General features: G+C 62.7%; 9 protein-coding genes. 3 read left to right on the plus strand and 6 right to left on the minus strand.

The window, feature by feature from the left end; genetic code table 11:
- Positions 1-72 precede the first annotated feature (72 nt).
- The 4 genes from RIN13_RS07540 to RIN13_RS07555 all read right to left on the minus strand — a co-directional run bounded on the left by RIN13_RS07540 (position 73) and on the right by RIN13_RS07555 (position 5714).
- Positions 73-2277 carry an alpha-galactosidase gene (locus tag RIN13_RS07540; RefSeq protein ID WP_309106714.1) on the minus strand — a complete coding sequence of 735 codons (2205 nt, stop codon included), beginning with the start codon at positions 2275-2277 and terminating at the stop codon, positions 73-75.
- A 102-nt stretch (positions 2278-2379) separates the two neighbouring features.
- Positions 2380-3720: a sugar ABC transporter substrate-binding protein gene (locus tag RIN13_RS07545; RefSeq protein WP_309106715.1), complete on the minus strand. Its 1341-nt coding sequence runs from the start codon at positions 3718-3720 to the stop codon at positions 2380-2382.
- A 63-nt stretch (positions 3721-3783) separates the two neighbouring features.
- Entirely contained in the window at positions 3784-4752 is a 969-nt protein-coding gene (locus RIN13_RS07550) for a carbohydrate ABC transporter permease (RefSeq protein ID WP_309106716.1), read from the minus strand.
- 11 nt (positions 4753-4763) lie between these two features.
- Positions 4764-5714: a carbohydrate ABC transporter permease gene (locus RIN13_RS07555; protein ID WP_375164741.1), complete on the minus strand. Its 951-nt coding sequence runs from the start codon at positions 5712-5714 to the stop codon at positions 4764-4766.
- A gap of 207 nt (positions 5715-5921) precedes the next feature.
- On the opposite strand from RIN13_RS07555, the gene RIN13_RS07560 reads away from it, so the two are divergent.
- Together RIN13_RS07560 and RIN13_RS07565 are read left to right on the plus strand one after the other, a co-directional pair.
- On the plus strand, positions 5922-7124 hold the full coding sequence (locus RIN13_RS07560) for a Gfo/Idh/MocA family oxidoreductase (RefSeq protein WP_309106717.1): 1203 nt from the start codon (positions 5922-5924) through the stop codon (positions 7122-7124).
- 14 nt (positions 7125-7138) lie between these two features.
- The gene (locus tag RIN13_RS07565; RefSeq protein WP_309106718.1) at positions 7139-8170 is read left to right on the plus strand and encodes a LacI family DNA-binding transcriptional regulator; all 1032 of its coding nucleotides are present in this window, start codon (positions 7139-7141) and stop codon (positions 8168-8170) included.
- A 45-nt stretch (positions 8171-8215) separates the two neighbouring features.
- On the opposite strand, the gene RIN13_RS07570 is transcribed toward RIN13_RS07565, so the two are convergent.
- Both RIN13_RS07570 and acs read right to left on the minus strand, forming a co-directional pair.
- Positions 8216-9019 (minus strand): DeoR/GlpR family DNA-binding transcription regulator, encoded by an 804-nt coding sequence (locus RIN13_RS07570; RefSeq protein ID WP_309106719.1) that lies wholly within the window; start codon positions 9017-9019, stop codon positions 8216-8218.
- Positions 9020-9270: 251 nt separating this feature from the next.
- On the minus strand, positions 9271-11337 hold the full coding sequence (gene acs, locus RIN13_RS07575; protein WP_309106773.1) for an acetate--CoA ligase: 2067 nt from the start codon (positions 11335-11337) through the stop codon (positions 9271-9273).
- A 418-nt stretch (positions 11338-11755) separates the two neighbouring features.
- Here acs and RIN13_RS07580 point away from each other — a divergent pair, with 418 nt between their 5' ends.
- The gene (locus RIN13_RS07580; protein ID WP_309106720.1) at positions 11756-13213 is read left to right on the plus strand and encodes a hypothetical protein; all 1458 of its coding nucleotides are present in this window, start codon (positions 11756-11758) and stop codon (positions 13211-13213) included.
- The last annotated feature ends 35 nt before the right edge of the window (positions 13214-13248 follow it).

Raw genomic sequence — 13248 nt, forward strand, 5'->3', positions numbered from 1 at the left:
TTTACTGGCCGCTGGGCCTCCGCGCCGCCCCGCCACGGCTCATTTGCGAACGTGCGCGTTACAAGGCGCGTGCTACAGCGTGGTGAACTTCAGCACCAAGGCATGCTCAGGGTTGAGGATTGGCATCGGCAGGCCGACCTCCGCGAGGAACCGTCCGGTGGCTTCGGCTCCTGAACTAAGCCAGGAAGGCGCCTGCGTCTGGGTGAAGGTGTGTCCATAATCAGCGTCGCCAGGAGCCGGGAAGATGGCTTCCACCCGGTAGGACTGGCCGGAAACGAGGCCAGGAACGGCAAGTCTTCCGGGTTGTTCGGCGAAACCTGTCCCTGTGCTCACCACCGCAAACAATCCACCGGTTTCACCCGGCTCCGGCAAAGAAGCGGGTATAACTCCGTGGAGCATCAGGGAATCGCTGGGCACGTCCGCCCTGATCATCTGGCCGGAGTGGATCAGGCCGCGGTACTCCTTGTACAAAGCGATGAAGCGCTGAAGTTCTTCACGCTCCGGACCCTGGACTTCGCGGACGTCCCATTCCATCCCGAAATGACCGAACAGGGCGGTGATCGCACGGAAGGACAGATCATGGGTCCGGGCTGTGGTGTGGGATTTCGTGGGACCCACATGGCCGCCGACCAGCTCCGGCGGTACCACCAGCCCGGTCCAGCGCTGGATCGTCTGCCGTTCCAGGGCGTCGTTGCAGTCCGATGCCCAGATCCGGTCGGTGCGCTCGAGGATGCCTAGGTCCACCCGGGCACCCCCTGAAGAGCAGCTCTCGATTTCGACGCCGGGATGCGCCTTGCGGAGCTCATCGAACAACCGGTAGGCGGCAAGCGTCTGTTCGTGGACAGAGGCGCGGCCTGCATGGCCGTGCTCCATCAGGTCACGGTTCTGGTCCCACTTAAGGTAGCTGATCTTGTATTCGCGGAGAAGGGAGTCGATCCGGTCGAAAATGAACTGCCAGGCGTCAGGATTGACGAGGTCAATGATGTGCTGGGACCGCCACGGCAACGCCAGCCTGCCGCCGTCCTTATAAGAGGAGCTTGCCGGGCCCACAATCCAGTCCGGGTGTGCCCTGGCCGTGTCCGAGTCCAGGTTGACCATTTCCGGCTCCACCCAGAGCCCGAACTCCATGCCCCGGGAATTGACGGCATCGATGAGCGGATGGAGTCCGTCAGGCCACAGGGCATCGTCAACGTACCAGTCGCCGAGGCCTGCCTGGTCGTTACGACGCCCAAGGAACCAGCCGTCGTCGAGCACAAAGCGTTCAACTCCGAGATCAGCGGCGGAATCGGCGAGTTCGATCAGGGTGTCAAGGCGGTGGTCGAAGTAAACGGCCTCCCAGACATTGAGGACGACGGGCCGGGGTTTTCCGCCACCGGCCGCCGGCAGAACGTGGTGGGGACGGGCACGGAACCAGTCGTAGAAGGCCGTGCTGATGCCATCCAGGCCTCGGTCAGAATATGCCGCGAACAGTGCGGGGGTGGTGTAACCGGTTCCGGGCTCGAGGATCACTTCGGCTGAACCGAGGAGTTCCGAGCCGCCGATCATGGTGCGGCCGTCAGCAATGGTGTCGGCGAACTGTTCGTGGTTGCCGCTCCAGGCCAGGTGGGTTGCCCAGACCTTGCCGTGGCGGTTGCCGAAGCCCGCGCTCCCGGCAGCGAAGAGCAATGAGGAATCGTGGCCTGTGCGGCCGTGGCGTCCGGTCCGCACCCACGTCCCTTGCTGGATGGACCGGCGCTGGGGATGGCGTTCGCGGCACCAGCGGCCCGTCAGGTCCAGGAGTTCGACGGCGTCAGGTCCTACGGGGAGGACGGTGGCCAGCTCGTCGAGCTGGAACGGAGATGATCCGGTGTTGGTGACGGTGTGCCGCAGCTCCAGCAGACCGCCGTCGTGCAGGGTGAGGGAGGATTCCACCATAATTCCGGCTTCTTCGTCAGCTTGGACGACGACGGCGGAAGCACCTTTCCCGGGAACGTCACCCGTGGCGACCATGGAGGCTTTCACTACCCGCAGCCGAACCGAGAAGTCGAGGCCGGAGACGCCGTCGGAAATCCTGTGGCCGCGAAGGGCGGGGCGTCCGCGCCAGCTGGAGGAGGCCTGGGGAATCAGGCCTGCGGGAACGGTCGCATCCACGGCCGACGGGGGAATGGGCTCACCGAGGATGGAGAGGTCCGGCAGTGTGGGGCCAAGATCAGCCCCCCAATGAATGACCTCAGCCTCCCCGTTGTCGAAGCTCATCACCAGGCTGGTGCCGGTGGAACGGAGGTGCAAAGGATCCATTGATAAGTCTCTTTCTTTACAAAACATGATCATTGCAGGGCCCGCCCTGCGTGCTCGAAACACAAGCGCGCAAAGCGGGCCCCGGAACTGCTAGCTGATTTTTTACTTGAAGAGCGCGTTGACCTGGTCGTTGGCCTGGCTCAACGAGCTGGCCGGCTTCTTGCCCGACAGGACGGCGTCCATGGCAGGCTTCATGATGCCTGTGACCTTGGCGGAGTTGTCAGCGATCGGGAACAGGAACGTGGTCTCGTCTTTCACGTGGGTGGTGAAGGCACTGACGTCGATGCCCTTATCGGCAAATGCCTTTGCTGCTTTCTCGGAGGAAGTGCTGATAGCGGGGAATACCACTGCCTTGGAGGCAACGACGTCCTGGCAAGCTGTGGAAGAGAGGTACTCCACCCATTTGACCGAGGCGGCAGGGTTCTTGGTGCCGGCCCAGATGGAGTCAGCCAGGCCGTTGAACATGCTGGCGCGCTTGCCGTCCGGTCCCTTGGGGGTGGGAGCTATACCGGTTTCGACACCCTTGTAGCTGGTGTACTGTCCGATCATCCATGAACCATTGGTGTTGATGGCAGCCTTGCCTGCACCAAAGTTGTCAGCCACGCTGGCTCCCACTGTGGTTTCAAGCTTGGGCATGTAGCCCTTGTCCGCAAGGCCGGACCACCAGGCGATGGTTTCCTGGAACTTGGGATCGTCATAGTTGAATTCCTTGCCCCACGGGTTCTTGTCCGTGTGCGTCCAGCCCAAGGTGGCGCTGAGGAAGCTCCACTGCGTCTGGCCATCTCCGCCACCGGAGTTTTCCAGGCCAAGACCGTAGACAGCAACGTTGTTCTTGTCGAAGCCTGCCTCGTCGCCGCGCTTGCCGTTCTTGTCCACTGTCAGGTGGGCGATGGCCTTTTCGTAGCTGCCGCCGTCCTGGGGGTTCCAGTCCAGGCCCTTGAGCTGCTCCTCGGTGTACCCGGCGTCGGCGATCAGCTTCTTGTTGTAGAACAGAGCGATGGTGTCCCAGTCCTTCGGGAGGCCGTAGCGCTTGCCATCTTCAGTGACCCAGAGATCCGTGAGGCCCTTGTTGTAGATCTCAAGGTCCAGCTTGTCGTTCTTGACGGCATCGTCCAAAGCCAGAAGTTGCTTCTTGGTGGCGAATTCCGGGTACTTTGCCAGGTGGTTTGTGAAGACGTCAGGGGCCGTTCCTGCCACAAAACCGTTGGTCAGGGTGGTCCAGTAATCGTCCCAGCCGCGCTGGGTGACCTTTACCTTGATGTCGGGATTGGCCTTGGTGAAATCGTCAGCACACTGCTGGTAGGCCGGAAGCTGGTTTGCGTCCCACAGCCAGTAGTTGATTTCGCCCTTGGCTTCGGTGGATGCCGGTGCAGAGCCTCCGCAGGCGGACAGGGATAGCGCGATGGCTGCGGCGGCAGCGACGGCGCCGATGGATTTCTTCATGATGGACCTTTCGTTATTGACTTCGAAGCAGTGTGCGGTTGGGGGTGAGAGTGAAGGGTGGGACTATTTGACGCCGGAGAAGCCGATGGAGTTGACCACCTTCTTGCCGAAGGCGATGAAGAGCAGGAGGACCGGAAGGGCGGCGATAAGGGTGGCCGCCATGAGGCCGCTCCAGTCCGGGGCGCCCTGTGGCGACTGGGACTTGAAGACACCCAGGCCTACGGTGAGTACCCGGACGTTCTCTTCCTGGCCAACCAGAAGCGGCCAGAAGTACTCATTCCAGGTGCCGATGAATGTCAGCAAAGCCAGCGTGGCCAGTGGAGCGGCGGCGTTGGGCAGCACGATCTGGAAGAAGATGCGGAATTTTTTGGCGCCGTCCAGCATGGCCGCTTCTTCGACTTCCCGGGACATACTCATGAAGAACTGGCGCAGGAAGAAGATGGCGAACGGTGTCATGAACAGGAAGGGCAGGATGATGCCGGCGTAGGTGTTCAGGAGGCCCAGGTTCTTGATCATCAGGAAGTTGGGCAGGGCCGTGAAGATCGGCGGCACCATCATGGTGGCCAGGAACAGCGCGAACACTTTCTCTCTGCCTGGCCAGCGCAGCCGGGAAAAGGCATAGGCGGCCATGGCGCTGAAGAAAACCTGGCCGGCAGTGACCAGTGTGGACACGATGATCGAGTTTCGGAGGTACCACCAGAAGTTGATGGCGGCGCCGGAGCCGCCCTCAGCTATGGCTTCCTCCGGGGACTGCAGGCCAAGAACGCGTTTGAAGGCGCCCCAGCTGAAGTCAGCCGGCAGGAGGTTGCCTGCGTTGCCAGCGAGGGAGTGGTTGCTGGAAAGTGCGGTTCGAAGCATCCACAGGAACGGTGCAATGGTGACGATCAGCGCGATGACAACCAGGGCCCAGGCTCCGGCTCGGCCCCAGTTGATGGGCTTGCGCGGCTTTATGACGGGTCGGATCGACGAATCAGCATTGTGGCGGGCGGAGGGCTGCCCTGCATCTTGACGGGAAGGAGACGTAGTAGTCATTGCGGGGTTCCTTAGTCCAGATCCGATTCATTGCCCTTGAGGAACTTCATTTGGATGAAGGCCACCAGGGCGAGGATGACGAAGAGAATGACGGACAGTGCAGAGGCGTACCCGAAGTCAGATTCGGTGAAGGCCTTCTGGTAGATGTACATCTGGATCACCCGCGAGGCGTTGATGGGGCCGCCGGCTGTGGTGACGGCCACTGTATCGAAGACCTGGAACGATCCGATCACGGTGACTACCAGGACGAGTACCAGGACGGGGCGCAGGAGCGGGATGGTGATGCCCCAGAAGGTTCTGGCCGGCGAAGCGCCATCCAGGGAGGCTACTTCGTAGACGTGCTGTGGAATGGCCTGGAGTCCGGCAAAGATCAGCAGGGCGGTGTAACCCATGTGGCGCCAGACGTTGACAGCCGCGATGGTCGGGATGGCCCATTGCTCGCTACCGAAGAACGCGATGCGGGGGAGCCCGGTCCAGCTGATGATCTCGTTCACGATACCCAGCTGGTAGTCGAGCATCCAGAACCACAGGAGCGCAACGATCACGTTGGCCACGAGGAACGGCAACAAGAGGGCGCCGCGGATGAAAGTTGACTTCGCAACACGGTGCATGAGGAGGGCCAGGCCCAGGGCAATGACTGTCTGGAATCCGATGTTGATTGCCACGTACTGAACGGTCACCGCCATAGAGTTCCAGAAGAGCTCGTCGGTAAAAATTGAGGTGTAGTTCTCGAGACCGATCCAGGTGGGGTCACCGAGGATGCTGTACTCGGTGAAGCTGAGGTAGATCCCGCGGATGGTGGGGATCAGGAAGAAGACGACGAAGCCGATCATCGCCGGGAATATGAACACCAGTGCCATTTTGAGGTCACCGATGCCGCGCCCATTGCGGACCGGAGCACTAGTCCCGGCCTTCTTCGTTCCGCCCGCTGGCGGGTCAGGAAGTTTAGTGATGGTGGTCATCGTCGACCTTCCGTAGGTGTGACATGGATAACAGCTGGGAGTGAATCTACACGAGTAGAAAGAGGGTGGCAAGAGCAATTTCTTTTATTTCCATGAAGAAGTTGTCATTGGCTGCATGTCTGTTGACTCGAGTAGATGCCGATGTAACACTGGGAACCAGTTGCTGCCCGCCCGGGCAGCCGGATTGAAACCATTCATGGAGGAACAATGGCGTTTTCGTTGGGGGTCGTAGGGGCGGGGCAATTCGGGGGGCAGTTTTCCCACCTTTTCAGGCTTCACCCCGGCGTGAGCAGCGTGGTTGTAGTGGACGAACTTCCGGAAAGGGCTGCGTCCGCGTGTAAGCAGTGGGGCCTCGACGGCGTTCTGGACAGTTTCGAGGATCTCCTGGCATCCGACGTCGAAGCCGTTGCGGTCTTTACCCAGCGTTGGACGCACGGACCCTTGGTGGAGCGGGCACTGCGCGCCGGCAAAGACGTCTATTCGGCTGTTCCGATGGCTGTCTCCGAAGAGGAGATCTCGCGGATCATCGACGCCGTCCGCGAGACCGGGAACGTCTACATGATGGGCGAAACGAGTTACTACAACCCGGCCACCGTCTACGCACGGGAGCAGCATGCCGCCGGGCGCTTTGGCCGCGTCTTCTACTCCGAGGGGGACTACGTCCACGACATGGACCTCGGCTTTTACGATGCCTACCGCTACAGCGGCGGCGAAAGCTGGAAAGAGACTGCGAGCTACCCGCCCATGCTTTACCCGACGCATGCCATCGGAGGGGTTTTGGGGGCCGTTCCTTCCCATGCTGTCAGCGTGAGCTGCGTCGGAGTAAGTGATGACCGCGGTGACGGTGTTTTCGACAAGGGTGTCAGCATGTTCGGCAACGACTTCTCCAATGCCACGGCCCTATTTGAACTGAACGACGGCGGAGTGATGCGGACCAACGAAATGCGACGTGTGGGCTACCCCTCGCATATCCGTGAATCGCGCTTCAGGTTCTTCGGCACAGAGGCAAGCCTGGAGCAGTTGGCCCACGTTACTGTGTGGCAGGACAAGAAGGACGTCCAGGACATCTCCGCCCTGATGGAGACCCGGCCCAGTATTCCGCTGGATGACCCCTCGCTTGCCAACGTTGCCCCGGAACTGCGCGACGCTTTCGTTTCGGGCCTGGCACCCGTGCACGATCCCGGCCGGCTTCCGGAAGAATTCCGCGGTGCCCCCAACGGCCATGAGGGAAGCCATCATTTCCTGGTTGACGACTTCGTCACAGCCGTCAACAACCGCAGCCTGCCGCCGGTGAACGCATGGGTGGCGGCCCGGTTCACCCTGCCGGGGATCGTGGCCCATGAGTCTGCCCTCAACGGCGGTGAGCGCCTTCCCATCCGGGACTTTGGCGATGCTCCGCCGACTCTCTAGCTAGGATCTAAGTCATGACGACTCCCACATTGCAGGCTCCTCGCGGCCCGGTAACCCGGAAGGATGTTGCCCGGTACGCAGGCGTAAGCACCGCCGTCGTCAGTTATGTCGTGAATGGTGGTCCTAAGAAAGTGGCCCCGGCGACGGAAGCCAAAGTGCAGGATGCCATCCGGGTACTCGGCTACCGTCCCAACGCTGCCGCGCGTGCACTGAAGCTGGGTTCCAGTGAAACCATCGGCCTGGTGATCCCGGATAACAGCAACCCGTTCTTCTCCTTGCTCTCCCACGCCGTGGAAGATGCTGCCGCGGAGTGCGGATATGCCCTGGTCCTGACAAATTCTGACGGAAGCGTCGCCAAGGAGCGCCGTCATATCCGAAACCTGGCTGCCCGCCAGGTGGACGGCGTTGTGCTGGCCAGTGTGCTTTTTGAGCCGGACCTCGTGGAACTGGACGACGCCGATATCCCGGCGGTACTCCTGAACCATGGGGATGCGGCCCCGGGCTTCAGCAGCGTCGGCGTCGACCTGGCTGAGGGAGCGCGGATCGCCGTTGAGCATCTGGTCGGCCATGGGCACACCAATATTGGCTTGGCCATGGGGACCAACACCGCCAATGACGTGGACGGCCGTGAAAAGGGATGGCTGCAGGCGCTCTCGGATGCCGGGCTGCTGGAGGGGCCGATCGTCCGCGGACCCTTTTCGCGGGCGGGCGGCTATGCTGCCGGTCAGCGGCTGCTGGCGTCCGCGAACAGGCCGACGGCGATTTTTGCCAGCTCAGACATGCAGGCCATCGGAATTCTCCGGGCGATCCACGAGGCCGGGGTCTCTGTCCCCGGGGACATCGCGGTGGCTTCTTTCGACGGCTCCGTTGAAGCGGAGTACAGCTGGCCGGCCCTCACCACCGTGGAGCAGCCGGTCAAGGCCATGGCGGAAGCCGCAGTCAGTGCCTTGATCGGGGCCGATCGAGGTAAGCCGGCCGGGCACCAGCTGTTTCCCACGAAGTTGCTGGTACGCCAGTCCTGCGGGTGCAGCAGGACGGTGCCCTAGAGCCTGCGCTCCGGCGCCCGGGCCTGTGCTCTTAGGCCTGGGTTCTTACGCCTGAGCCGGAGCCAGTTCGGCAATCCGCAGCCTGCTGACCTGCTCCTGAAGGCTGCGTTGGGCGTCGGCGCCCAGCCCTGAATCGCTGATGACTTCATCGGCCTCGTCAAGTCTGGCGATGGTGCTGATTCCCAGAGTGCCCCACTTGGTATGGTCAGCCAGAACCACCACTTTCCTGGCCGATTCCATAAATGCCCTGTTGGTTTCAGCTTCCTGCAGGTTTGGCGTAGTGAACCCCGCCTCTGCGTCCATCCCGTGGACGCCCAGGAACAGGATGTCCAGGTGCAGCTGCCGGAGTGCCGCCGTGGCAATTGGCCCCACAAGCGCGTCCGACGGCGTGCGCTCACCGCCGATGAGGATCACGGTGGAGCGTGCACGGTTGGACCCGGCCGGTACATCCGTGTAGAAAAGATCGGCGATGCGAACCGAGTTGGTGACTACGGTGATTCGTGGGCCAGCGGCGAGTTCGCGCGCCAGCGCCCACGTTGTGGTCCCGGCGCTTAGCCCTACGGCCATTCCTTCCTGAACCAGGGACGCGGCCTCCAAAGCGATGGCGCTCTTCTCCGCCGTCAGCTGGGTGGACTTCAGTTCGAAGCCCGGCTCGTGGGTACTGGCATCGCCCGGAAGTTTCGCGCCGCCATGGATCCGTTCCACCTGCCCAGCTTCTTCCAGGAGATCGATGTCCCTGCGAACGGTCATCAGGGAGACACCCAGTTGCTGGGCGAGCTCGGAGACCCGCACTATCCGATCGCGCTGGACTGCATCCACGATGGCTTGGTGACGTGCTGCGGCGAGCATCTCAGCGGAATCCTTAAGGCAGGGAACAAGGCTGGTCCCAGTCTAGGCATCACGATGACGCGAGGGGGTCATCCTCCGCGTGCTGCTCGTTCCGTCCCCGCCTTCCCCTTGCCTCGCAAGCTCGGCAAGGGAGCCCTGACGGCGTGGGCCCATGAGGACGATGCCGGATAACTCCCACTCGTGAACCCGCAATAGTAGCCCGCAACCCCTCTGCGCTGCTTGGAAACCCCGCTGAATGCCCCCGCCTTTCCTTACTTTTTGAGGGACGCCGCGATTTGCTGCATGACAGTGTTGTCGGCCAGCGTGGTGGCGTCTCCGACGTCGCGGCCTTCGGCGACGTCTTTGAGAAGGCGGCGCATGATTTTTCCTGAGCGGGTTTTGGGCAGTTCCGGCACGATAAGGATTGTTTTGGGTTTGGCTATGGGGCCGATTTCCTGGCCGACGTGGTTGCGGAGTTCCTGGACCATGGCGTCCCCGGTGTCAACGGCGTCCCCACGGAGGATGACGAACGCGACGATTGCCTGCCCGGTGGTGGGATCCGTGGCGCCGACCACGGCAGCCTCGGCAACGGCGGGGTGGGAGACGAGGGCCGATTCAATTTCGGTGGTCGAGAGGCGGTGCCCCGAGATGTTCATGACGTCATCAACCCGCCCCAGGAGCCAGATATCGCCGTCGTCGTCCTTTTTGGCGCCGTCGCCGGCAAAGTACATGTTTTCGAACCGCGACCAGTACGTTTCCTTGAACCGCTGGGGGTCACCCCAGATCCCGCGGAGCATCGCGGGCCAGGGTTCGCGGATGACGAGGTAACCGCCCGAGCCGTTGGGTACTGACTCGCCTTGCTCGTCCACAACATCCACGGCGATGCCGGGCAGCGGTGTTTGGGCGGAGCCCGGTTTCGTGGCGGTGACCCCTGGCAGGGGTGCGATCATTTGTGCCCCGGTTTCGGTCTGCCACCAGGTATCAACGATGGGCGCCCTGTTTCCGCCGATGACGTCGCGGTACCACATCCACGCCTCGGGGTTGATGGGTTCCCCGACTGATCCAAGGACACGAATGGAGGAGAGATCGTACTTGGCGGGGATGTCCTTGCCCCATTTCATGAAGGTCCTGATGGCGGTGGGGGCGGTGTAGAGGATGGAGACTTTGTATTTTTCGATGATTTCCCACCACCGGCCCTGGTGCGGGGAGTCCGGGGTACCTTCGTACATCACCTGGGTGGCACCGTTGATCAGCGGTGCATAGGCGACGTAGGAGTGCCCGGTGACCCAGCCGACGTCCGCGGTGCACCAGTACACATCTGTCTCGGGGTGCAGGTCGAAGACGGCCCTGTGGGTGTAGGCGGTCTGGGTGAGGTAGCCGCCGGTGGTGTGCAGGATGCCTTTTGGCTTACCTGTCGTTCCGGAGGTGTAGAGGATGAACAGCGGGTGTTCGGCGTCGTGCCCTACCGCGGTGTGCTGGGTTGAGGCGGCGCCGACGGTGTCTTCCCACCAGTGGTCCCGGCCCTCGTGCCAGTCCACGCCCTGGCCGTTGCGTTTGACCACGATGACGTTCCGGACGGTGTGCCCGGCTCCGCTTCCCTCTTGAGACAACGCGTCGTCGACGGCGGGTTTGAGGGCGCTGGGCTTGCCGCGCCGGTAGGTGCCGTCCGCGGTGACGACGAGTTTGGCTTCGGCGTCCTCGATCCGGGAGCGCAACGCGTCGGCTGAGAAGCCACCGAACACCACTGAGTGCACGGCGCCGATCCGGGCGCAGGCCAGCAGGGTGATGACGGCCTCGGGGATCATGGGCAGGTACACGGCAACCCGGTCGCCCTTGGCCACGCCCAGGGACTCGAAAGCGTTCGCGGCTTTTTTGACCTCGTCCGTGAGTTGGGCGTAGGTGTAGGTGCGGGTATCGCCGGGTTCGCCCTCGAAGTGAATGGCCACCCGGTCCCCAAGTCCGTTCTCGACGTGCCGGTCCAGGGCGTTGTACGCGGCGTTGACCTTACCGCCCACGAACCATTTCGCGAACGGCGGTGTGGACCAGTCCAGCGCCTGGGTGAAGTCCTGATCCCAGGTCAGCAACTCCCGGGCCTGCCTGGACCAAAAGGCGGGGCGGTCGGCGTCGGCCTCTGCGTAATCCGCCTCCGTCACCACAGCATTGGCAGCGAACTCCTCCGACGGCGGGAAGCGGCGATCCTCATGCAGCAGGTTCTCAAATGCGTCCCCCTGCCGGGCAGGCTGGTCGGACGAAGCCCGGACGGCTGCGGCGTCCGCTTCTGTTCCTCCGGACTCTGCGGGGGCGGCGATAGCAGCAGAGCTTGGCGTTTCCTGGGACATGGTGAACCTCATCATTCATCGATCTTTGCTGAGCGGAACTCCTGCGCGGCCGTCCGTCCGGTCGTAGACCGAGGACAGCGGCCCGCCATGGAAATTCCGCAAAGAGCTGTTCCGAAATACACACTAACGCTTGCTCACGACTGTGAGTGGCGCGGCTCACAAAGTCCGCCACGAGCGGCATTTATTAAGCGCTGAACGGTGCTGTCCCGGGTCACAAGGCCCCTGCGCTCCCGGCCAGTCAGCTAGTGATCGGCGGGGCACTTGGCTAGGCTGAGATGGAATCGTGACATCCGAGGGAGCCATCCGAGGGAGCATTGGGCCGATAGCGGTCCAGCTTGTGTCTGCCGCAGGCAGCACTATCCAGGCGGCACTATCAGACGGCCCTGTCCAGAGTGCCGTCATGCGAAGGAGAACAAAAATGAATGAGCAACGTGGCCAGCAGGACGCCGCCCCAGAGAACCGGGTCCCGCAGTCTGCCGAGGATTCCCGGACCGGCACGTCCCAAACCAATATCTCCCAGCCCAGCGCCTCCCCAACGAACTACTCGCCAACGAATACTTCCCAGCCACTGGATTCTGATCCCCGCAGCACGACGGCGGAGCCAGCCGCCGGCAGCCCTGTTTCAGGAAGTGCAGCTTCAGGAAGCGCAGCTTCAGGAAGCCAGGCGGCTAACACCGCTGCCACGCCCGGTACAGCAACGCCGGGTGCATCGACACCGGGCGAAAAGAAGCCCGTTGCTAAAAACGAGGCAGTTCTGGGCCATTTCACCATCCGGGACCTTACTGTTTTCGCTTCGACGTTGACCCTGTTCGTGGCATCGCTCATTCCCATGTTCGCCGGGCGTTACAACCTCTGGAACATGGGAAGCCTCTTCTTCCTGGGTCTTGGGGTCATTCTCCCGTTGATTGTCACCGCACTCTTTGTGGCCCGACGTCTCACACCCGGTTCCAAGGTCCGGATCGGTTCGCTGTCCGTGGACCAGTTCGCCTCCGTCACAGCTTCTTTCGCCCTCGCCTTCTTTTTCCTGGCCGTCGCGGACGACTTCGCGCCCAGCCTTCTGGTGGGGCTGATCGGCTCCGTGGGACTTTTCTCCGCAACAGTGCTGGCACGGTTTATCCCCTATTTCGCGGGTGACTTCCTGGACCGGCGGGAAGAGCCGGCCCATGTGATGGCGAGGGAATCCGTCGCTCCCGTACGGAAGCCGCATGCGGCCAGAGCACCTAAACCCGCCAGGGAACCAAAGCAGGTCAAAGAAGCGCTGGCCAGAATCCTGCCCGGCAGGGGAGCCCGCACGACGCCGGACAGTCCGTCAGCGCGGCCGTCCGCTGCCCGCGCTGGAACGGCCGGCGCAACCGCTGTCGGCGGACCAGCTGTAGGCGGACCGGCAGGGGGCGGACCGGGTGCCGGAGTCGCAGAGGCAGGTCGACAAGGTACGGCTGCTACCTCCCGTCCGACTGAGGCGGAGCAGACCCAAGCGGCCGCCGTCGTTCCTTCCTCCGCAGCGGAGGAGACCAGGACCTCGGCGCTGCCCACCACCCGCTCCACCGCTGGTGCAACCGCTGTTCCCGGACCTGCAGCGGCCACGCCCGCGACGACGGTGACTCCCCAGGTAAGGTCCCAGGAGCCCATCGGCGCCACCGTGGATCCGGCTCACCGGCCTGAACAAGATGAAGACCAGCCCGTGCAGGAGGCTTTCTGGTTCGCTGTGGCTCAGCCCCGCACTGCCTTTGACGAAGCAACCGGGGCGCCCGCCTTCATCATCGAGCCTGGCGGTTGGGTGCTTGCACTTGAGGACCGCGGCAACGAGTTCCTCGTTCAGCACACGGACGGCCGGCTTGGCGTCTTGCGGGATCTCAGCAACATCGAACGCGGCTAGCGGACACCGTGGACCTGGATTCCGGCCAGCAGCCA

This window comes from Arthrobacter sp. (assembly GCF_031179985.1).
Classification (GTDB): Bacteria; Actinomycetota; Actinomycetes; order Actinomycetales; family Micrococcaceae; genus Arthrobacter.

What these genes read in the sequence shown, in the direction of transcription:
- RIN13_RS07540 (WP_309106714.1), bottom strand. Translation starts at nt 2,277, where the DNA reads ATGGATCCTTTGCACCTCCGTTCCACCGGCACCAGCCTGGTGATGAGC.
- RIN13_RS07545 (WP_309106715.1), bottom strand. Translation starts at nt 3,720, where the DNA reads ATGAAGAAATCCATCGGCGCCGTCGCTGCCGCCGCAGCCATCGCGCTA.
- RIN13_RS07550 (WP_309106716.1), bottom strand. Translation starts at nt 4,752, where the DNA reads ATGACTACTACGTCTCCTTCCCGTCAAGATGCAGGGCAGCCCTCCGCC.
- RIN13_RS07555 (WP_375164741.1), bottom strand. Translation starts at nt 5,714, where the DNA reads ATGACCACCATCACTAAACTTCCTGACCCGCCAGCGGGCGGAACGAAG.
- RIN13_RS07560 (WP_309106717.1), top strand. Translation starts at nt 5,922, where the DNA reads ATGGCGTTTTCGTTGGGGGTCGTAGGGGCGGGGCAATTCGGGGGGCAG.
- RIN13_RS07565 (WP_309106718.1), top strand. Translation starts at nt 7,139, where the DNA reads ATGACGACTCCCACATTGCAGGCTCCTCGCGGCCCGGTAACCCGGAAG.
- RIN13_RS07570 (WP_309106719.1), bottom strand. Translation starts at nt 9,019, where the DNA reads ATGCTCGCCGCAGCACGTCACCAAGCCATCGTGGATGCAGTCCAGCGC.
- acs (WP_309106773.1), bottom strand. Translation starts at nt 11,337, where the DNA reads ATGTCCCAGGAAACGCCAAGCTCTGCTGCTATCGCCGCCCCCGCAGAG.
- RIN13_RS07580 (WP_309106720.1), top strand. Translation starts at nt 11,756, where the DNA reads ATGAATGAGCAACGTGGCCAGCAGGACGCCGCCCCAGAGAACCGGGTC.